The 21,008-nt window shown below is 61.8% G+C and carries 17 protein-coding genes; 13 read left to right on the top strand and 4 right to left on the bottom strand.

Annotated features, from left to right (window positions below; genetic code table 11):
- The first annotated feature begins 59 nt into the window (after positions 1–59).
- From JFU57_RS12220 to JFU57_RS12190, 7 genes are all read left to right on the top strand, one after another.
- Positions 60–1,661, top strand: a complete 1,602-nt coding sequence (locus JFU57_RS12220) for an ABC transporter substrate-binding protein (protein WP_201129443.1) — start codon at positions 60–62, stop codon at positions 1,659–1,661.
- A 162-nt stretch (positions 1,662–1,823) separates the two neighbouring features.
- Positions 1,824–3,227: an OprD family porin gene (locus JFU57_RS12215; protein ID WP_078469816.1), complete on the top strand. Its 1,404-nt coding sequence runs from the start codon at positions 1,824–1,826 to the stop codon at positions 3,225–3,227.
- Positions 3,228–3,305: 78 nt separating this feature from the next.
- Positions 3,306–4,901, top strand: coding sequence for an ABC transporter substrate-binding protein (locus JFU57_RS12210; protein WP_201129442.1), 1,596 nt, complete (start codon positions 3,306–3,308; stop codon positions 4,899–4,901).
- Between the two features lie 158 nt (positions 4,902–5,059).
- Positions 5,060–6,070: an ABC transporter permease subunit gene (locus tag JFU57_RS12205; RefSeq protein ID WP_078469814.1), complete on the top strand. Its 1,011-nt coding sequence runs from the start codon at positions 5,060–5,062 to the stop codon at positions 6,068–6,070.
- A gap of 11 nt (positions 6,071–6,081) precedes the next feature.
- Positions 6,082–6,993, top strand: a complete 912-nt coding sequence (locus JFU57_RS12200) for an ABC transporter permease subunit (protein ID WP_078469813.1) — start codon at positions 6,082–6,084, stop codon at positions 6,991–6,993.
- 10 nt (positions 6,994–7,003) lie between these two features.
- Positions 7,004–7,972, top strand: coding sequence for an ABC transporter ATP-binding protein (locus tag JFU57_RS12195; protein ID WP_201129441.1), 969 nt, complete (start codon positions 7,004–7,006; stop codon positions 7,970–7,972).
- Positions 7,972–8,943 (top strand): peptide ABC transporter ATP-binding protein, encoded by a 972-nt coding sequence (locus JFU57_RS12190; protein ID WP_078469811.1) that lies wholly within the window; start codon positions 7,972–7,974, stop codon positions 8,941–8,943. The genes JFU57_RS12195 and JFU57_RS12190 overlap by 1 nt, the downstream gene beginning before the upstream one ends.
- Before the next feature lie 103 nt (positions 8,944–9,046).
- On the opposite strand, the gene JFU57_RS12185 is transcribed toward JFU57_RS12190, so the two are convergent.
- On the bottom strand, positions 9,047–9,310 hold the full coding sequence (locus JFU57_RS12185; protein ID WP_078469810.1) for a hypothetical protein: 264 nt from the start codon (positions 9,308–9,310) through the stop codon (positions 9,047–9,049).
- A 260-nt stretch (positions 9,311–9,570) separates the two neighbouring features.
- On the bottom strand, positions 9,571–11,154 hold the full coding sequence (locus JFU57_RS12180; RefSeq protein WP_078469809.1) for a peptide chain release factor 3: 1,584 nt from the start codon (positions 11,152–11,154) through the stop codon (positions 9,571–9,573).
- A gap of 475 nt (positions 11,155–11,629) precedes the next feature.
- On the opposite strand from JFU57_RS12180, the gene JFU57_RS12175 reads away from it, so the two are divergent.
- The 5 genes from JFU57_RS12175 (at position 11,630) to JFU57_RS12155 (ending at position 16,884) form a co-directional block, all read left to right on the top strand.
- Complete coding sequence (locus JFU57_RS12175) at positions 11,630–12,346, top strand: ABC transporter permease subunit (RefSeq protein WP_201129440.1); 717 nt, start codon at positions 11,630–11,632, stop codon at positions 12,344–12,346.
- Between the two features lie 26 nt (positions 12,347–12,372).
- Positions 12,373–13,269, top strand: a complete 897-nt coding sequence (locus JFU57_RS12170; RefSeq protein WP_201129439.1) for a glycine betaine ABC transporter substrate-binding protein — start codon at positions 12,373–12,375, stop codon at positions 13,267–13,269.
- A gap of 12 nt (positions 13,270–13,281) precedes the next feature.
- The gene (locus JFU57_RS12165) at positions 13,282–13,935 is read left to right on the top strand and encodes an ABC transporter permease (protein ID WP_078469806.1); all 654 of its coding nucleotides are present in this window, start codon (positions 13,282–13,284) and stop codon (positions 13,933–13,935) included.
- Positions 13,932–15,089 carry an osmoprotectant ABC transporter ATP-binding protein OsmV gene (locus JFU57_RS12160; protein ID WP_078469805.1) on the top strand — a complete coding sequence of 386 codons (1,158 nt, stop codon included), beginning with the start codon at positions 13,932–13,934 and terminating at the stop codon, positions 15,087–15,089. The genes JFU57_RS12165 and JFU57_RS12160 overlap by 4 nt, the downstream gene beginning before the upstream one ends.
- Before the next feature lie 631 nt (positions 15,090–15,720).
- Entirely contained in the window at positions 15,721–16,884 is a 1,164-nt protein-coding gene (locus tag JFU57_RS12155; RefSeq protein ID WP_020297087.1) for a type III PLP-dependent enzyme, read from the top strand.
- 140 nt (positions 16,885–17,024) lie between these two features.
- Here JFU57_RS12155 and JFU57_RS12150 read toward each other — a convergent pair whose 3' ends face one another.
- Positions 17,025–17,777, bottom strand: coding sequence for a tetratricopeptide repeat protein (locus tag JFU57_RS12150; protein WP_078469804.1), 753 nt, complete (start codon positions 17,775–17,777; stop codon positions 17,025–17,027).
- A 3-nt stretch (positions 17,778–17,780) separates the two neighbouring features.
- Positions 17,781–18,461: a Fe2+-dependent dioxygenase gene (locus tag JFU57_RS12145; RefSeq protein ID WP_201129438.1), complete on the bottom strand. Its 681-nt coding sequence runs from the start codon at positions 18,459–18,461 to the stop codon at positions 17,781–17,783.
- Positions 18,462–18,666: 205 nt separating this feature from the next.
- Between JFU57_RS12145 and JFU57_RS12140 the strand changes: the two genes are divergently transcribed.
- Positions 18,667–21,003, top strand: a complete 2,337-nt coding sequence (locus JFU57_RS12140) for a TonB-dependent receptor (protein WP_078469802.1) — start codon at positions 18,667–18,669, stop codon at positions 21,001–21,003.
- Positions 21,004–21,008 lie beyond the last annotated feature (5 nt).

The following is a 21,008-nucleotide window of genomic DNA, read 5'->3' as shown; positions in this document are numbered from 1 at the left end:
ACGTTCCAGGAAGGAGCTATTGCGCATTGATCACACACATAAAAAGGAGAGGCACCGTCATGCGTCATACCCTGGTTTTATCGGCACTGCTCGGCACCGGCCTGCTGGCCGCCAGCACCATCAGCCTGGCCGCTGGCAACAGCCTGGTGTTCTGCTCGGAAGGCAGCCCGGCAGGCTTCGATACCGCGCAGTACACCACCGCCACCGACAACGATGCCGCCGAACCGCTGTACAACCGGTTGGTGGAGTTTGAAAAAGGCGCCACCACCGTGGTGCCCGGGCTGGCCACGCGCTGGGATATTTCCCCGGACGGCCTGACCTACACCTTCCACCTGCGTGAGGGGGTGAAGTTCCACACCACCCCGTACTTCACACCCAGCCGCACCTTCAATGCCGACGACGTGCTGTTCACCTTCAACCGCATGCTCGATAGCGAGCACCCATTCCGCAAGGCCTACCCCACCGAGTTTCCCTACTTCGACGGGATGAGCCTGAACAAGAACATCGCCAAGGTCGAGAAGACCGGGCCGCTGACCGTGGTCATGACCCTGAACTCGGTGGACGCCGCGTTCATCCAGAACATCGCCATGAGCTTTGCCGCGATCCTCTCCGCCGAATACGCCGAGCAATTGCTCAAGACCGGCAAGCCCAACGAGATCAACCAGAAGCCGATCGGCACCGGGCCCTTCGTGTTCCAGCGCTACCAGAAAGACTCGCAAATCCGCTACGCCGGCAACAAACACTACTGGGACCCGAGCCGGGTCAAGCTCGACAACCTGATCTTCGCCATCAACACCGACGCCTCGGTGCGGGTGCAGAAGCTCAAGGCCGGCGAGTGCCAGGTCACCCTGCACCCGCGCCCCGCCGATGTGGCCGCGCTCAAGCAGGACCCGAAACTGCAATTGATCGAAAAGCCCGGGTTCAACCTCGGCTATATCGCCTACAACGTGCGCCACAAACCGTTCGACCAGCTCGAAGTGCGCCAGGCGCTGGACATGGCGGTGAACAAGGCCAGCATCCTCAACGCGGTGTATCAGGGCGCGGGGCAACTGGCGGTCAATGGCATGCCGCCGACCCAGTGGTCCTACGACGAGAGCATCAAGGATGCTGCCTACAATCCGGAAAAAGCCCGTGAGCTGCTCAAGGCCGCCGGGGTCAAGGAAGGCACCGAAATCACCCTCTGGGCCATGCCCGTGCAGCGTCCCTACAACCCCAACGCCAAGCTGATGGCCGAGATGCTTCAGGCCGACTGGGCGCAGATCGGGCTCAAGGTGAAAATCGTCAGCTACGAATGGGGCGAGTACATCAAGCGCACCAAGAACGGCGAGCATGACATCAGCCTGATCGGCTGGACCGGCGACAACGGTGACCCGGACAACTGGCTCGGCACCCTCTACAGCTGCGACGCCATTGGCGGCAACAACTACTCCATGTGGTGCGACCCGGCCTACGACACGCTGATCAAGCAGGCCAAGCTGATCACCGACCGCGAGCAACGCACCGTGCTCTACAAACAGGCCCAGCAGTTGCTCAAGCAGCAGGTGCCGATCACGCCTGTCGCTCACTCGACGGTCAACCAGCCGTTGAGCGCCAAAGTCGAAGGGTTCAAGGTCAGCCCCTTCGGCCGTAACGTGTTCTCGGGCGTCAGCCTCGACCAATAATTGAAAACCCAAAGCCTGGGGGCGTTATTCGCCCTCATGCAGGCCTGTTGCCTGAATTCGGCTAACGCGGCTGATGCAAACGTTTGCGATGACCTGAATGAGTTCCAAACCGATAGCCGGATCACTGAAGACCGGCACATAAAAAGCAAAGGAGCCTCACCGATGAAACCAAGCAAGATTGCATTATTGGCCCTGGCTATCAGCAGCGTCAGCGCTGTGGCCCATGCCGAAACCGTCAGCCAGCAATTCGTGCCGACCACGCTCAGCGACACCAGCGCCCAGGCCGAAAGCAAAGGGTTCGTCGAAGGGCAGAGCCTTTCGGGCACCACCCGCAACTGGTACGCCAACGAGTTGCGCCGCCGCGATGATCGCTTCTCCTACAACCACAACAACGTGGCGACCCCGACCGCGCGCCGTATCAACTGGGTCCAGGGCACCATCCTCAACTACAGCTCGGGCTTTACCCAGGGCACCGTCGGTTTCAGCACCGAAGTCGCGGTCTACAACGCGATTGCCCTGGACCGTGACCGCAAGGACATCGCCGGCCCGAACAACCGTACCCTGACCCATGCCGACGGCGACGCAGTGGGCCAGTGGAGCAAGCTCGGCCTGGCCAACGTCAAGGCACGGATTTCCAACACCACCCTGACTGCCGGGCGCCAGAACGTCAGCACGCCAGTGGTCGACGTCATCGGTAACCGGCCACTGCCCTCCAGCTTCCAGGGGGTGAGCCTGCACAGCGAAGAATTCAACAACCTGTCGTTCGACCTCGGCACCTACGACCGCGTATCGCCACGCTCAGAGCAGAGCGTGACCAAGTTCGTCTCCGAGTATCAGCAACGGGCAGAGACCGACCACGTCAACATCGCCGGCCTCAACTACCAACCCACCAAAAGCCTGAAGACCAGCCTCTACGGCAGCCACGTCGAAGACTTCTGGAACCAGTACTACTTCGGCGCCACCCACCAACTGGGTGACAGCTCGGTGTTGAGCCTGACCACCGGCCTCAACTACTACAAGACCACCGACAGCGGCAAAGCCAAGATCGGCGGCATCGACAACGACACCTACAGCCTGTCCCTGGGGCTGACCCACCAGGCCCATACCCTGACGTTCTCCTACCAGGAAGTGAACGGCGACGAATACTTCGACTACCTGCACGACACCAACGGCATCTACCTGGCCAACTCCCTGCTGTCGGACTTCAACGCCCCGAACGAGAAATCGTTCCAGATCGCCTATGGCCTCGACCTGGCCCAATACGGCGTACCGGGTCTCAAGTTCAACGTATACAGCGCGCGTGGCTGGGGTATCGATGGTACGAACTACAAGTACACCGGCATCGGCTATGGCACATCGGGTAAATCGCGCAGCGACCTGCGCCTGATGGACGGCGAGAAGCACCAGGAGTACGGCGTCGGCGCTTCATATGCGGTGCAGAGCGGCCCGCTCAAGGCCACCGCGATCCGCGCGACCTACACCACGCACCGCGCCAGCTCCGAACAACCCGACGGCAACCTCAACGAGTTCCGCCTGGTGACCACCATTCCATTCAACATTCTCTAGGCCGCCAGTCGGAGGGCGGACTCAGGAAGAGTCCGCCATTCAAGCTAATCTGGTTCAACTAATTGCAGAGGGTTCCTGATGAAATTGCTTCCCCTGAAAGCGGCCATCGCCGCCGCCCTGCTGACCCTTGCCACAAGCGCCTGGGCCAAGCCCCTCGTGGTCTGTACCGAAGCCAGCCCGGAAGGCTTCGATATCGTCCAATTCACCACCGCAGTCACCGCCGATGCGGCGGCAGAAACCCTGTTCAACCGTTTGGTGGACTTCAAGCCCGGCACCGTAGACATCCAGCCCGCCCTGGCCGAGTCCTGGGAGATCAGCCCAGATGGGCTGCGCTACACCTTTCACCTGCGCCAAGGGGTGAAGTTCCACAGCACCGATTACTTCAAGCCGACCCGCACCCTGAACGCCGACGATGTGCTCTGGAGTTTCCAGCGCCAGCTGGACCCGAAACATCCCTGGCATGACAAATCCAGCGTGGGTTTCCCCTACTTCGAGAGCATGGGCTTCAAGGAGCTGCTCAAGAGCGTCGAGAAAGTCGACGAGCACACCGTGGTCTTCACCCTGACCCGGCGTGAATCGCCCTTTCTCGCCGACATTGCCATGGCCTTTGCTTCGATCTACCCGGCCGAATACGCCGACCAGTTGCTCAAGGCCGGCAAAACCGCCGAGCTCAACAGCAAACCGATCGGCACCGGGCCCTTCGTCTTCAACCGTTACGCCAAGGATGCCCAGGTCCGGTTCAAGGCCAACCCGGAGTACTTCCGTGGTGCGCCCCCGGCTGATCCGCTGATTTTCGCCATCACCACCGACAACAACGTGCGCCTGCAAAAGCTCAAGGCCAACGAATGCCAGATCGCCCTTTACCCCAAGCCCGATGACATCCCCAGCATCAAGACCAATCCCAACCTCAAGCTCGCCGAGCTGGCGGCGATGATCACCAGCTACACCGCGATGAACACCACCCGCCCTTATATCAGCGATGTCCGGGTACGCAAGGCCATCGATATCGCCTTCGACAAACAGGCCTACGTCGACAGCCTGTACGGCAAGGACAACGCCATACTCGGCACCGGGCCTTACCCGCCGACCCTGCTAGGCTTCAACCGGAGCCTGACAAACCCGGCGCGCGACCTCGACAAGGCCCGGGCGCTGCTCAAGGAAGCCGGGGTTCCCGAAGGCACCGTGCTGACCCTGTTCACCCGCAACGGCGGCGGCCCGACCAACCCCAATCCGTTGCTGGGCGCGCAAATGATGCAGTCCGACCTGGCCCAGATCGGACTCAAGCTCGACATCCGCGTCATGGAATGGGGAGAGATGCTCAAACGGGCCAAGAATGGCGAACACGATCTGGTGACGGCCGGCTGGGCTGGCGACAACGGCGACCCGGATAACTTCGTCACACCGAACTTGAGTTGTGATGCGGCGAAAAACGGCGAAAACTACGCCCGCTGGTGCAACAAGGCCTTTCAAGCGTTGATCGATCAGGCCCGTGCCGACACCGAACCGACGCAACGCGCGGCACTCTATGAACAAGCCCAGCTGGTTTTCGCTGAAGACCAACCCTGGATACCCACGGCCTATCCAAAAATGTTCACGGCCATGCGCAAGAACGTCGAGGGTTACCACCAGAACCCGTTGACCAATAACAACTTCGCCACGACCCAGGTGAAGTAGAAATGAACCTGTTCACGCTCCAGCAAGCAACGCCCGGCCATGTTTGACGCGCCATGAGCCCAGCGCCGCAGATCGTGACCAGGTTCTAAGAAACGCCTGGCCCCCTTGACCCCAAGGAGGCCGGGTACGCCTAACCGGCTGATGAGGTACTCCAGAAGATGTTTAGTTTTATCGCCCGCCGCGTGGGGTTGTTGATCCCCACCTTCTTCGGCATCACCTTGCTGACGTTTGCCCTGATTCGCATGATTCCCGGCGACCCCGTGGAAGTCATGATGGGCGAACGCCGGGTCGACCCCGAGATGCATGCCCAGGCAATGGAGCGCCTTGGCCTGAACAAACCGCTGTACGCCCAGTACCTGGACTACATCGGCAAACTGGCCCATGGCGACCTGGGCGAGTCCCTGCGTACCCGCACCAGTGTCTGGACCGAGTTCACCTCGCTGTTCCCGGCGACCCTGGAGCTGTCCATGGCCGCCCTGCTGTTCGCCGGCATCCTCGGCCTGCTGGCCGGGGTGATCGCGGCCTTGAAACGAGGGTCCCTGTTCGACCATGGGGTCATGGGCATCTCCCTGGCCGGGTACTCGATGCCGATCTTCTGGTGGGGCCTGATCCTGATCATGTTCTTCTCGGTCAGCCTGGGCTGGACCCCGGTTTCCGGGCGCATCGACCTGCTCTACGACATCGAGCCGAAAACCGGCTTCATGCTGATCGACACGCTGCTGGCCGATGACACGGGGGCCTTCTTCGACGCCCTGCATCACCTGATCCTGCCGGCCATCGTGCTCGGCACCATTCCCCTGGCGGTGATCGCGCGGATGACCCGCTCCTCGATGCTCGAAGTGCTGCGCGAAGACTACATTCGCACGGCCCGGGCCAAAGGCCTGTCGCCAGCACGGGTGGTGTTTGTCCACGGCCTGCGCAACGCGCTGATTCCGGTACTGACGGTGGTCGGCCTGCAAGTCGGCACACTGCTGGCCGGCGCGGTCCTGACCGAGACCATCTTCTCCTGGCCCGGGGTCGGCAAGTGGCTGATCGAAGCCATCGGCGCCCGGGACTACCCCGTGGTGCAAAACGGCATCCTGTTAATTGCCTGCCTGGTGATTCTGGTCAACTTCGTGGTGGATATCCTCTACGGCTTTGCCAACCCACGCATCCGCCACCAGCGCTGAGATCAAGACCTATGAGCACTCCAACCTCCTCGGTAGCAGTCGATCAAAGCCTGCTCTACCCCTCCCCGTACAAAGAGTTCTGGCACGCTTTCTCGCGCAACAAAGGCGCCGTGGCCGGGCTGCTGTTCATGCTGCTGATCATTTTTTGTGCAATCTTCGCCCCCTGGGTCGCGCCCCATAACCCCAGCGAGCAATACCGCGACTTCCTGCTGACCCCGCCGGCCTGGCTCGAAGGCGGGCAACTGCAGTTCCTGCTGGGCACTGACGAACTGGGGCGTGACCTGCTGTCACGGCTGATCCAGGGTTCGCGACTGTCGCTGATCATCGGCTTGTCGTCGGTGGTCATGTCGCTGATCCCGGGGGTGATGCTGGGCCTGTTCGCCGGGTTCTTCCCGCGCCTGCTGGGCCCGACCATCATGCGTCTGATGGACATCATGCTGGCCCTGCCTTCGCTGCTGCTGGCGGTGGCGATTGTCGCCATCCTCGGCCCTGGCCTGATCAACACCGTGATCGCCATCGCCATCGTGTCCCTGCCGTCATATGTGCGCCTGACCCGCGCCGCAGTGATGGGCGAATTGAACCGCGACTACGTGACCGCCGCGCGCCTGGCCGGTGCCGGCCTGCCGCGCCTGATGTTCATCACCGTGCTGCCCAATTGCATGGCACCGCTGATCGTGCAGGCGACCCTGAGCTTTTCCTCGGCGATTCTCGATGCCGCCGCCCTGGGCTTCCTCGGCCTCGGCGTACAACCGCCAACCCCGGAGTGGGGCACCATGCTGGCCTCGGCCCGCGACTATATCGAGCGCGCCTGGTGGGTCGTCAGCCTGCCCGGCCTGACCATTTTGCTCAGCGTGCTGGCAATCAACCTGATGGGCGACGGCCTGCGCGATGCGCTGGACCCGAAACTCAAAAACGCCGCCTGAGGAGATTCCCATGTCACTGCTAGAAATCAAGAATCTCAACGTGCGCTTCGGCGACGCCCAGGCCGTCCCCGTGGTCGATGGCCTCGACCTGAGCGTGGACAAGGGCGAAGTCCTGGCCATCGTCGGCGAATCGGGCTCCGGAAAGTCGGTGACCATGATGGCGCTGATGGGGCTGATCGAGCACCCGGGCATCGTCACCGCCGACGCCTTGCACTTCGACGGCAAGGACATGCTCAAGCTCAGCGCGCGGCAACGCCGACAGATTGTCGGCAAGGACCTGGCCATGGTCTTCCAGGACCCGATGACCGCGCTGAACCCGAGCTACACCGTGGGCTTCCAGATCGAGGAAGTGCTGCGCCTGCACCTGAAAATGTCGAGCAAGGCGGCCCGCAAGCGTGCCATCGAGCTGCTGGAAAAAGTCGAAATTCCCGGCGCCGCCAGCCGCATGAACGCCTACCCCCATCAACTGTCTGGCGGCATGAGCCAGCGCGTGGCAATCGCCATGGCCATTGCCGGCGAGCCCAAGCTGCTGATTGCCGACGAGCCGACCACGGCCCTGGACGTGACCATTCAGGCGCAGATCATGGACCTGCTGCTCAACCTGCAACGGGAACAGAACATGGGCCTGGTGCTGATCACCCACGACCTCGCGGTGGTGGCCGAAACCGCCCAGCGGGTGTGCGTGATGTACGCCGGCCAGGCGGTAGAAGTCGGCCAGGTGCCGGAGCTGTTCGACATTCCCGCTCACCCCTACAGCGAAGCGTTGCTGGCGGCGATTCCCGAACACAGCATGGGCGCGGCGCGTCTCTCGACCCTGCCGGGCATTGTCCCCGGGCGGTATGACCGGCCCCAGGGCTGCCTGCTGTCGCCGCGCTGCCCGTACGTGCAGGACCACTGCCGGCAGCAACGCCCAGGCCTGGACCCGAAAGCCGCCAGCCTCGCCCGTTGCTTCTACCCGCTGAATCAGGAGGTGGCGTAATGGCCGTCGTTCTTACCGCCCGCGACCTGACCCGTCACTACGAAGTGTCCCGTGGCCTGTTCAAGGGCACCGCCCTGGTGCGCGCCCTCAATGGGGTGTCGTTCGAACTCGAAGCCGGCAAGACCCTGGCCGTGGTGGGCGAGTCCGGTTGCGGCAAGTCGACCCTGGCCCGCGCCCTGACTCTGATCGAAGAGCCCTCCTCCGGCTCGTTGAAAATCGCCGGGCAGGAAGTGGCCGGGGCCGACAAGGCGCAGCGCAAGCAATTGCGCAAAGACGTGCAGATGGTGTTCCAGAGCCCGTACGCGTCGCTCAATCCACGGCAGAAGGTCGGTGACCAACTGGCCGAACCGCTGCTGATCAACACCAAGCTGTCTGCCGCCGAGCGCCGCGAAAAAGTCCAGGCGATGATGAAACAGGTCGGGCTGCGCCCCGAGCATTACCAGCGCTACCCCCATATGTTTTCCGGCGGCCAGCGCCAGCGCATCGCCCTGGCCCGAGCCATGATGCTGCAACCCAAGGTGCTGGTGGCGGACGAACCGACCTCGGCCCTCGACGTATCGATCCAGGCCCAGGTGCTCAACCTGTTCATGGACCTGCAGCAGGAGTTCAACACCGCCTACGTGTTTATCTCCCACAACCTGGCGGTGGTGCGGCACGTCGCCGACCAGGTAATGGTGATGTACCTCGGCCGGCCGGTGGAAATGGGTCCCAAGGAGGAGATCTACAGCAGGCCTCTGCACCCATACACCCAGGCCCTGCTCTCGGCCACGCCGACCATTCACCCGGATCCGGACAAACCGAAAATCAAGATCGTCGGCGAGTTGCCCAACCCGCTGAACCCGCCCTCCGGCTGCGCCTTCCACAAACGCTGCCCTTACGCCACTGAACTGTGCAGCACTGAAGAGCCGGCCTTGCGCCTCCTCGACAACCGCCAGGTCGCCTGCCACTACGCCGAACAGTTTCTCGGCTGAGCCACAAAAAAACGCCCCCGGAATCAATCCGGGGGCGCCGGTTTCGCTCAAACCTCCCAGGGCATGGGTGCATAGCACCCGCAGCCAGGGAGGCGTCTATCTGTCAGCTGTCGTTATCGCCGTCATCATCGCTGTCAGGATCCGGGTCGTCGGTGGTCGAATCATCGTCGCCCTTGCTCCCGCCCTGCCCCTGATCCCCGGCTTCCGAGTCGGACTTGGCCAGCATCAGCGCACTGCCATGGGGGCTTTTTGCCGCCCACGCGCCAGGTTCCTGCTGCACTCCGGCATGGGCCCAGGCCGCCGAAGTCCCCACCGATAACAGCACCAGCACTTTGATCAACAACACCACGCGTTGAAAGACGCTCATGACCGATCCCATCCGTTCGTAGGTGCACCATTGATGGCCACAGGCCTTGAGTCTTCGGGCCTGTGGCACTGCTGTGAAACTAGTCGTGATGGATGGGGTTTTCCAGATGAGCCACCCGGAAGCCGCCACATGGGTAGATTGCTTTCGACTAGGTCCTACAGCCAGTGGTTATGTACGCCGACCTGGCGCCACTCCCACCAATCCGTCACCCATGAAAAAGCCCCGCTGGGTCAACAGCGGGGCTTTGGGGTGCGGCAGTGTTAGTGGTGTTCGCGGGTGGCGCGGAATTTCACGTCCGGCCAGCGCTCTTCCATCAATGCCAGGTTGACCCGGGTCGGGGCCAGGTAGGTCAGGTGACCGCCGCCATCGATGGCCAGGTTTTCCACGGCCTTGTTGGAGAATTCCTCCAGCTTTTTCTTGTCGCTGCACTCGATCCAGCGCGCGGAGTACACGGTGATCGGCTCGTAGGAGCACTCGACCTTGTATTCCTCTTTCAGGCGGCTGGCGACCACATCGAACTGCAGCACACCGACGGCGCCGAGGATGATGTCGTTGCTGCGCTCCGGGAAGAACACCTGGGTCGCGCCCTCTTCGGCCAGCTGTTGCAGGCCCTGGCGCAGTTGCTTGGACTTGAGCGGATCCTTCAGGCGCACGCGACGGAACAGTTCCGGGGCGAAGTGCGGGATACCGGTGAAACCCAAGGCCTCGCCTTCGGTAAAGGTGTCGCCGATCTGGATCGTGCCGTGGTTGTGCAGGCCGATGATGTCGCCAGCGAAGGCTTCTTCCAGTTGTTCACGCTCGGAGGAAAAGAAGGTCAGGGCGTCGCCGATGCGCACGTCCTTGCCGGTACGTACATGGCGCATCTTCATGCCTTTCTCGTACTTGCCGGAGCAGATACGCATAAAGGCGATACGGTCGCGGTGTTTCGGGTCCATGTTCGCCTGGATCTTGAACACGAAGCCGGCAAATTTCTCTTCAACCGGTTCCACGGTGCGCTCGTTGGCGACCCGGGCCAGAGGCTTGGGAGCCCAATCGACCACGGCGTCGAGCACGTGATCGACCCCGAAGTTACCCAGGGCCGTACCGAAGAACACCGGGGTCAACTGGCCGTCGAGGAATTCCTGCTGGTTGAATTCGTGGCAAGCGCCCTGCACCAGCTCCAACTGCTCGACGAAGCGGTCGTACTCGTCGCCCAGGTGAGCCCGTGCCTCATCGGAATCGAGCTTCTCGATGATTTTCACTTCGGTGCGTTCGTGGCCGTGGCCAGCGGTGTAGACAATGATGTAGTCGTCGGCCAGGTGGTACACACCCTTGAAGTCGCGGTAGCAACCAATCGGCCAGGTGATCGGCGCGGCCTTGATCTTCAGGACTGCTTCGATTTCATCGAGCAGCTCGATCGGGTCGCGGATGTCGCGGTCGAGTTTGTTGATAAAGCTGACGATCGGCGTATCGCGCAGGCGGCAGACGTCCATCAGGGCGATGGTCCGTGGCTCTACGCCCTTACCGCCGTCGAGCACCATCAGCGCCGAGTCGACCGCAGTCAGGGTGCGGTAGGTGTCTTCCGAGAAGTCTTCGTGGCCCGGGGTGTCGAGCAGGTTGATCATGTGTTCGCGATAAGGGAACTGCATGACCGAGGTCGTGATGGAAATCCCGCGCTGTTTCTCCATCTCCATCCAGTCGGAAGTGGCATGACGGTCGGACTTACGCGACTTCACGGTACCGGCGACCGCAATCGCCTTGCCCATCAGCAACAGCTTCTCGGTGATGGTGGTTTTACCCGCATCCGGGTGGGAAATAATGGCGAAAGTGCGGCGTTTCGCGACTTCGGCGGCCTGTTTGGTCATGGGAAATCGCCTGGCGGTGATTCAAAAAAGGGCGGCGAGTATAGCGTAAAGCAAGCCTTCCAGGCCACCGCTCGGCCTGCCGTCGACGCCCCTGTAGCCGCGGCCGCAGGCTGCGCCGTTCGGACCAGACGCCAACTTACATTCGAGGCAGTGGAGGCGGTTTCGAGGGACAGCGCAGCCGGAGGCAGCGGCTACAAGAGAGGGTTTGGACGGGGACCGTTGGGCAATTGGCGATGGCTAAATGCTGTCAACTATGGAACCTTTTAAAAGGTGCAGACGTCCACTCCCCTGCTACACGCTTTCATCAGGGGCTGAAATATCAGCAAGTTAGCCTGACGAGGCTGCGCTCATGGCTCGACCTCATGCCGTTTTGCCGGCATTGGCGAGCTGCTTTTCGCGACCACATTCACCGGCAGCCAGGAATGGCAATGCCGCCCGGAAATGTGTGCGCCGACTGACATAAAGGAGTCCGCCTGTGGCTATTCGCTATGGCAAAGGGCTGATAGGAGGAGCGGTTGTCGTCGCTCTCCTGGCCCTGCTGGTCCACTGGATCGGCATTAATACCATCGAAATGTACCGCGACGATTTGTTGTTCTACCTGCAAGCTCATTTGATTCTGGTCCTGGTGTCGATGCTCGCTGCCCTGGTGGTAGGCATCCCGGCCGGCATTTACCTCAGTCGCCCGCACATGGTGGGACGCGCTGAACGCTTCATGCAGATCTTCAACATCGGCAACACCGTCCCTCCTCTGGCCGTACTGGCCATCGCCCTGGGGATTCTCGGCATCGGCAGCGGCCCCGCTATCTTTGCCCTGTTCCTCGCCTCCCTGCTGCCGATCGTGCGCAACACCTACGAAGGCCTGAAAAACGTCCAGGGCTCGCTCAAGGAAGCCGCCGTCGGCATCGGCATGACCCCGGGCCAAGTGCTGTGGAAAGTCGAATTGCCCAATGCCGTGCCGATCATCATCGGCGGCGTGCGCGTGGCCCTGGCGATCAACGTCGGTACCGCGCCGCTGGCCTTCCTGATTGGCGCCAACAGCCTGGGCAGCCTGATTTTCCCGGGGATCGCCCTGAACAATCAGCCGCAACTGCTACTGGGAGCGGCCTGTACCGCACTGCTGGCACTGCTGCTTGACGGCATCGTGACCATGGCCAGCCGCCTCTGGCTGGAACGCGGTCTGCGCCCGTCTTAATCGCCAGGCCGAGCAAAGGAATCCTTATGAAAAAGCTAAGTTTGATACTGGGCTGCGTCCTGCTGTTCGCAGGCGTCGCCCAAGCGGCTGAAAAGCCGGTCATCCGCATCGGCGCCCGAGTCTTCACCGAGCAGACGCTGCTGGCGGAAATCACCTCGCAGTACCTGCGCACCAAGGGTTATGACACCCGCGTCACCGGCGGTCTGGGCAGCAACCTGGCGCGCAGTGCCCAGGAAAGTGGCCAGCTGGACCTGATCTGGGAATACACCGGCGTGTCGCTGGTGGCCTACAACCACGTCGACGAGAAACTCGACAGCGAACAGTCCTACGCCCGGGTCAAGGAACTCGATGCGAAAAAAGGCCTGGTCTGGCTTTCTCCGTCGAAATTCAGCAACACCTACGCCCTGGCGCTGCCAGAGAACGTGGCCAAGGAATTCCCGCAGATCAACAGCATCAGCGACCTGACCGCTGCGCTGGCCGAGAAGACCAAGGAAAACCGCCTGGTGGCCCTGGACACCGAGTTCGCCAACCGCTCCGACGGCATGGCCGGCATGGTCAAGCTGTACGAGATGAACCTGACCCGCAAAAACACCCGGCAGATGGACGCCGGCCTGGTCTACACCGCCCTGCGCAATGGCCAGGTGTTTGCCGGTCTGGTCTACACCACCGACGGGCGCCTCAACGCGTTCAAGCTGAAGCTGCTGGAAGACGACAAGCATTACTTCCCCGACTACACCGCAGCGCCGGTGGTGCGTCAGGTCTATCTCGACGCCCACCCGCAACTCGCCGCGGAGCTCAAGCCGCTGGCCGCCCTGTTCGACGACGAAACCATGCGCCAGCTGAATGCACGGGTCGACGTCGACCATGAAAGCCCGTCCGCCGTGGCCGCAGATTTCCTGCGCCAACACCCGATCACCCAATAAAGAGGAGAAGACATGGAATTTCTGAACGCCTTTTCCCATCTTGACTGGACACAGGTGCTGCACCTGACCTGGCAGCACATCACCCTGGTGGGCATCGCCGTGATCCTGGCCATCGTGGTCGGCGTGCCCCTGGGCGTGCTGATGACCCGCTTCCCGACCCTGGCCGGCCCGCTGCAAGCCAGCGCCACGGTGTTGCTGACGGTGCCGTCCATCGCCCTGTTCGGCCTGCTGCTGCCGTTCTACTCCAAGTTCGGCCAGGGCCTGGGACCGATGCCGGCCATCACCGCGGTGTTCCTCTACTCCCTGCTGCCCATCATGCGTAACACCTACCTGGCCCTGACCGGGGTCGAACCCGGCATCCGCGAAGCGGCCAAGGGCATCGGCATGACCTTCGGCCAGCGCCTGCGCATGGTCGAACTGCCCATCGCCGTACCGGTGATCCTCGCCGGGGTGCGCACCGCCGTGGTGATGAACATCGGCGTGATGACCATCGCCGCCACCATCGGCGCCGGCGGCCTGGGTGTACTTATTCTGGCTTCCATCAGCCGCAGCGATATGTCGATGCTGATCGTCGGCGCCGTGCTGGTCAGTCTCCTGGCCATCTTCGCCGACCTGCTTCTGCAATGGCTGCAACGCACGCTGACTCCAAAAGGACTGCTCAAATGATCGAACTTCAAAACCTGACCAAGACCTTCCAAAGCAACGGCAAGACCATCACCGCCGTTGATTCCGTGAGCCTGACCGTCAACGAAGGCGAAATTTGCGTATTCCTCGGCCCGTCGGGCTGCGGTAAAAGCACGACGCTGAAAATGATCAACCGCCTGATCAAGCCGACCTCGGGCAAGATCCTGATCAACGGCGAAGACACCACCGACCTGGATGAAGTGACCCTGCGTCGCAACATCGGCTACGTGATCCAGCAGATCGGCCTGTTCCCCAACATGACCATCGAAGAAAACATCGTGGTCGTGCCCAAGCTGCTGGGCTGGGACAAGCAGAAATGCCACGACCGCGCCCGCGAGCTGATGAGCATGATCAAGCTCGAACCCAAGCAGTACCTGCACCGCTACCCGCGTGAACTCTCGGGTGGCCAGCAGCAACGGATCGGCGTGATCCGCGCCCTGGCCGCCGATGCGCCGCTGCTGTTGATGGACGAGCCGTTCGGCGCGGTCGACCCGATCAACCGCGAGATGATCCAGAACGAGTTCTTCGAGATGCAGCGCGCGCTGAACAAGACCGTGATCATGGTCAGCCACGACATCGACGAAGCGATCAAGCTGGGGGACAAGATTGCGATCTTCCGTGCCGGCAAGCTGCTGCAGATCGACCATCCGGACACCTTGCTGGCGCACCCGGCGGACGAGTTCGTGAGCAACTTCGTCGGCCAGGACAGCACCCTCAAGCGCCTGCTGCTGGTCAAGGCCGAGGACGCGGCGGACAACGCGCCGTCAGTCAGCCCGGAAACCCCGGTGGCCGATGCCCTGGAGCTGATGGACGAACACGACCGCCGCTACGTGGTGGTGACCGACGGCGAGAACAAAGCCATGGGTTACGTGCGTCGCCGCGACCTGCACCGCCAGACCGGCACCTGTGCCCAATACCTGCGCGAGTTCAACGCCACCGCGGCCTATGACGAACACCTGCGCATCCTGTTGTCGCGGATGTATGAGTTCAACCGTTCGTGGTTGCCGGTGATGGACGCTGATCGCGTGTTCCTGGGTGAAGTGACCCAGGAGTCGATTGCCGCTTATCTGAGTTCGGGGCGATCACGCGGGATGAAGACCAATATCGTCTCGCCGGCTGAGGCTGTAGTCGCGTAAAAATACAAAAACGGTGGGAGCGGGCTTGCTCGCGAAAGCGAAATGTCACTCAGCAATGATGTGACGGTAAAAATGCCTTCGCGAACTAGCCCTCTGCCATAGGCCTCATGCAACTTCATCGGCACTCGCAGCCGGAAAAAAATATCAACAGCGCCACCCGTAAAAACAGACCGACCGTACTGTGCAAAACAGCCAAAATACGCCTCACGCCACCCTCTCGCCGCCAACGTCGCCGATGTTGACGCCATCACACTTGCCTGCGACTTAGCGCACAAAAGCTTCGAACGTGCAGGTATTTTTAACACTGGAAAAATCCTGGGGAACATCTGTCCGTCATCTCGGTCGGCTACAAAGAGTGATATCGATTACGCAGGTCAGACGCGTGCAAAAACGCGACATTTTTAGTTGATCTCAGGCCCCTCACGCCCTAAAGTTCGCGCCGAACGTCCATGCTGGAAACGATCCATCCGGCTCAAGTACTGACGACGAGACAGCAAGGCCAAGGGCAGCGCCCCATGGCCTTTTTGCTTTCGGCGACATGCCTTGGGAAGTAGGCGAACCAAAGTGGGGATACGGAGGACGTTCATTTGCACCCATTGATCAATTTAGTTTGCCAGTAGGAGTTCCCAGCATGTCGATCAACGTCGAAGACTATTTCGCGCGCGCCACTTTTGACAAAATGAAGGCGTTCGCCGACAAGCAAGAAACCCCGTTCGTGGTGATCGACACCGCGATGATCAGCCAGGCCTACGATGACCTGCGCGCCGGTTTCGAATTCGCCAAGGTGTATTACGCGGTCAAGGCCAACCCGGCCGTCGAGATCATTGACCTGCTCAAGGACAAGGGCTCGAGCTTCGACATCGCCTCGATCTACGAGCTGGACAAGGTCATGGACCGTGGCGTCAGCGCCGACCGTATCAGCTACGGCAACACCATCAAGAAATCCAAGGACATCCGCTATTTCTACGAGAAAGGCGTGCGTCTGTTCTCCACCGACTCCGAAGCCGACCTGCGCAACATCGCCAAGGCCGCGCCGGGCTCGAAAATCTATGTGCGGATCCTGACCGAAGGCTCGACCACGGCTGACTGGCCCCTGTCGCGCAAATTCGGCTGCCAGACCGACATGGCCATGGACCTGCTGATCCTGGCCCGTGACCTGGGCCTGGTGCCTTACGGCATCTCGTTCCACGTGGGTTCGCAACAGCGTGATATCAGCGTCTGGGACGCGGCGATCGCCAAGGTCAAAGTGATCTTCGAGCGCCTGAAGGAAGAAGACGGCATCCACCTCAAGCTGATCAACATGGGCGGTGGCTTCCCGGCCAACTACATCACCCGCACCAACAGCCTGGAAACCTACGCTGAAGAAATCATCCGTTTCCTCAAGGAAGACTTCGGTGACGAACTGCCGGAAATCATCCTCGAGCCAGGCCGTTCGTTGATCGCCAACGCCGGGATCCTGGTCAGTGAAGTGGTATTGGTGGCGCGTAAATCCCGTACCGCCGTCGAGCGCTGGGTGTACACGGATGTGGGCAAATTCTCCGGCCTGATCGAAACCATGGACGAAGCCATCAAGTTCCCGATCTGGACCGAGAAGAAAGGCGAGATGGAAGAAGTGGTCATCGCCGGCCCGACCTGCGACAGCGCCGACATCATGTACGAGAATTACAAGTACGGCCTGCCCCTGAACCTGGCCATCGGCGATCGCCTGTACTGGCTGTCCACCGGCGCCTACACCACCAGCTACAGCGCGGTGGAATTCAATGGCTTCCCGCCGCTGAAATCGTTTTATGTTTAAGAGCAGTAGCAAGCTGTAAGCGACAAGCTGCAAGAGAGGAGCCCATGCATCGACATGGGCTTTTTTTCGCCTGTCGCTTTTGCCGACGCCTGATCTTCAGCGCCTAACCAGGCCAGCGCAGCCTCGTGCCTCAGCAGCGGCTACGGGCTTAGCTGGGCGGCGCGCTGTTGGTACTCGGTGGCCAGGGCGCGGATTTGCGGATGGGTGGCGCTGAGCAGGGCGCGGTGGGCGACGCTGAGGAATTTCAGGTTGCCACCCGCCAGGGCCTGGCGCAGCCAATGCAGAGCATCGTCGATACGACCGGCGTCGGCCAGCACCGCCGCGTAGCTGAACTGCCCGCGAAAATCGCCGCCCTCGGCCGAGCGGCGGTACCAGTCTCGGGCCAGTTCCGGGTCGGCCGGGCAGACAATCCCCTCTTCCAGGTACCGCCCCAGCAGGTTCATGGATTTGGCATGCCCCAACGCCGCGGCCCGGCGATAACAAGCCAAGGCCTGCGCCTGGTCCTGCGGCACGCCGCGCCCAGTGGCCAGCAGGTTGGCGTAGTTGTACAAGCCCCAATCCAGCCCGGCATCGGCCGCCTGGCGATAATGGCCGGCAGCCGCCAACAGGTCGGCAGTACAGCCCCAGCCATGCTCCGCGCAACGCCCGAGCATATTGCGCGCCATCAGGTGCCCACGCCGGGCCGCGATTTCAAACCAGCGCACGGCAAGCGCCTGATCCTGCTCGATGCCCAAGCCGTCGAGCAGGATCTGCCCGAGCAACGCCTGGGCGTCGAGCACTTCGGCCTTGGCCGCGATCAGCACTGCCTGGGCCGCGCGGGCCGGGCTGTGGTCGAGCATGGCGCGCAGTTGCTCGCCGTCGAGGACTTCCTCGCGCCGCAGTTGATAACTCACGGCCTACACCTCGACCCAGCGCCGCAACAGGTTGTGATACGTGCCGGTCAGGCGAATCAGCGACGGATGATCAGGCACGTCCCGGGTCAGCGCCTGGATCGCCCCGTCCATCTCGAACAGCAGCGCACGCTGACTGTCTTCACGCACCAGGCTCTGGGTCCAGAAGAATGAGGCATAGCGGGCGCCCCGGGTCACCGGGTTGACCTTGTGCAGGCTGGTGCCGGGGTACAGCACCATATCACCGGCCGGCAGCTTCACCTGCTGGGTGCCAAAGGTGTCCTGGATCACCAGTTCACCGCCTTCGTAATCCTCGGGGTCGCTGAAAAACAGGGTCGACGACAGGTCGGTGCGCACCCGCTCGGGGCTGCCCTTGGGCTGGCGCACCGCGTTGTCGATATGAAAATCGAAACTGCCACCGGCGCTGTAGCAGTTGAGCAGCGGCGGGAACACCTTGTGCGGCAGCGCCGCCGACATGAACAGCGGGTTGCTCCACAGCCGCTCGAGCATCGCCGCACCGATCTCCTTGGCCAGGGGGTGGCCTTCGGGCAGTTGCAGGTTGTGCTTGGCCTTGGCCGACTGGTAACCGGCGGTGATCTTGCCGTCGGCCCAATCGGCCTGCTCCAGGGCCTGGCGAATGCGCAGCACTTCTTCGCGAGTGAACAAGCCGGGAATGTGCAGCAACATGGCGAGGTACCTGAAGGTCGAGGATCAGCGATGATATTGATTCTTATTGACGCTGTAAAACCGGCATGACGGATGAGTTCGTAAAAACCGTAAAGGGAAATTGTAAAGAATGTAAATTTAGTGCGAATGGAAACATTTCGCAATTGATACAGATACTTGTTTCTCCTATATTCCGCGGCCTCAAATCCTTGGGGAGGGGAATAAAATGTCACGCCAACTACCACTTTCTGCTGTCAGTTCACCGCGTCTGCTTGCCTCTGCAATTGGCGTGGCGCTCAGCGCCGGCTCTGCGGCCCACCTGGCCCAGGCGGCTGAAGACACCAATAAGAAAACCTCGGGCAATGCCATTTCCCTGGACGCCACCGCCATCACCGGCGAAGCCCAGGAGCCCACCTCCTACCAGGTCGAGAAAGCCTCCTCGCCCAAGTACACCGCACCGCTGATCGACACCCCGCGCTCGATCACTGTTATCCCCCAGCAGGTTCTCAAGGACACCGGCGCCCTCTCCATGCAGGATGCGCTGCGCACCGTGCCCGGCATCACCTTCGGAGCCGGCGAAGGTGGCAACCCACAAGGTGACCGTCCGTTTATCCGCGGCTTCGACGCCCAGGGCGACACCTACCTGGACGGCGTGCGCGATACCGGTTCCCAGAGCCGCGAAATCTTCGCCGTGGAGTCGATTGAAGTCAGCAAAGGCCCAAACTCGGCCATCGGCGGACGTGGCGCCGCGGGCGGCAGCATCAACCTGGTGAGCAAGAAAGCCCACCTGGGCAACAGCTTCGACGGCGGATTCACCTGGGGCTCGGACCAGACCCAGCGCTACACCCTTGACGGCAACTACCAGTTCAGCGACAGCGCCGCCGGTCGCCTGAACCTGATGAGCCACGAAAGCAACGTCGCCGGGCGCGACAAGGTCAACTACGACCGCTGGGGCATCGCCCCGTCCCTGGCCTTTGGCCTGGGCACCGATACCCGGGTCAACCTCGACTACTACCACCTGCAAAGCGACGACCTGCCGGACTCGGGTATCCCGTACACCATTCCGGCCGGGGGCGGCAACGCGCGGACCAAAAGCAACCCGGACAAACCCTACGCCGGGGGCGACAGCAGCAACTTCTACGGCCTGACCGATCGTGACTTCCGCAAGAGCCGGGTCGACACCGCGACCTTCGCCATCGAACACGACCTGAGCGACGCCCTGACCATCAAGAACACCCTGCGTCACGGCACCAGCATGCAGGACTACATCCTCACCCAGCCCGACGACAGCCAGCGCAACGTCAACAACGGCAGCGTATGGCGCCGGGCCAACACCCGGGTGAGCAACACCGCCACCACCACCAACCAGACCGATCTGTTCGGTGACTTCTATGTGGCTGGGTTCAAGAACAGCTTCGCCACCGGCATCGAGTTCAGCCACGAGGAAAGCAAAAAATCCTCGTACAACGTCGACACCGAAACCACCCCGTTGGTCGCCGGCAACCCCAGCGTCTGCACCCCGGGCAGCATCGGGCTGCCCAGCAACTACAACTGCACCTCGCTGAGCAACCCGAACCCGGATGACCCGTGGAATGGCGCGATCTCGCGCAACTACGCCGGCACCGACACCTCCAGCAACACCCGCGCGCTGTATGTGTTCGACACCCTGGAACTGTCGCCGCAGTGGCTGGTGAACATGGGCCTGCGCTACGACCACTTCGACACTCAATACCGCACCTACGACAACGCCGGTGCCACCGTGGTAAACAACGGCGTGCCGGCCAAAGGCAAGGACACCAGCGAGTTCATCACCGGCCAGTTCGGCCTGGTATGGAAGCCCACCGAGCACGGCAGCATCTATGCCTCCTACGCCACCTCGGCCACCCCGCCGGGCGCGACCCTGGGCGAAGGTCAGGAAGGCAACCCGCTGGGCGGCACCACCGACCGCAGCCGTAACGTGCTCAGCAGCGACATGGAGCCGGAAACCACCAAGAACTACGAGCTGGGCACCAAGTGGGACCTGCTCAATGATCGCCTGTCGTTGACCGCCGCCATCTTCCGCACCGAGAAGGAAAACGCCCGAGTCCAGGTCAACACCACGTCCTACGAGAACGTCGGTACCACCCGGGTCGACGGACTGGAACTGTCGGCCAGCGGCAAGCTCACCGACAAATGGCAGGTGTTCGCCGGCTACAGCTACCTGGACGGCAAACAAATCGACGGCGGCCCACTGGGCAAGGCCAACGATGGCAACCAACTGCCCAACACGCCGAAAAACAGCGCCAGCCTGTGGACCACCTACAGCCTGACGCCAAAACTGACCGTCGGCGGTGGTGCGTTCTATGTCGACGACGTCTTCGGCAGCGTGGCCAACACCACCATGGTCGATTCCTACGTGCGCTACGACGCCATGGCCGCCTACAAGCTGACCAAGAACGTCGACCTGCAACTCAACGTGCAAAACCTGACCAACGAAACCTATTACGACAAAGCGTTCAGCACCCACTTCGCCAACCAGGCGGCGGGGCGCACCGCGCTGCTCAGCACCAACGTTCACTTCTGATGTAG

The sequence above is a fragment of the Pseudomonas sp. TH07 genome (genome assembly GCF_016651285.1).
GTDB lineage: Bacteria > Pseudomonadota > Gammaproteobacteria > Pseudomonadales > Pseudomonadaceae > Aquipseudomonas.
This window is presented reverse-complemented; position numbering and strand designations above follow the sequence as displayed.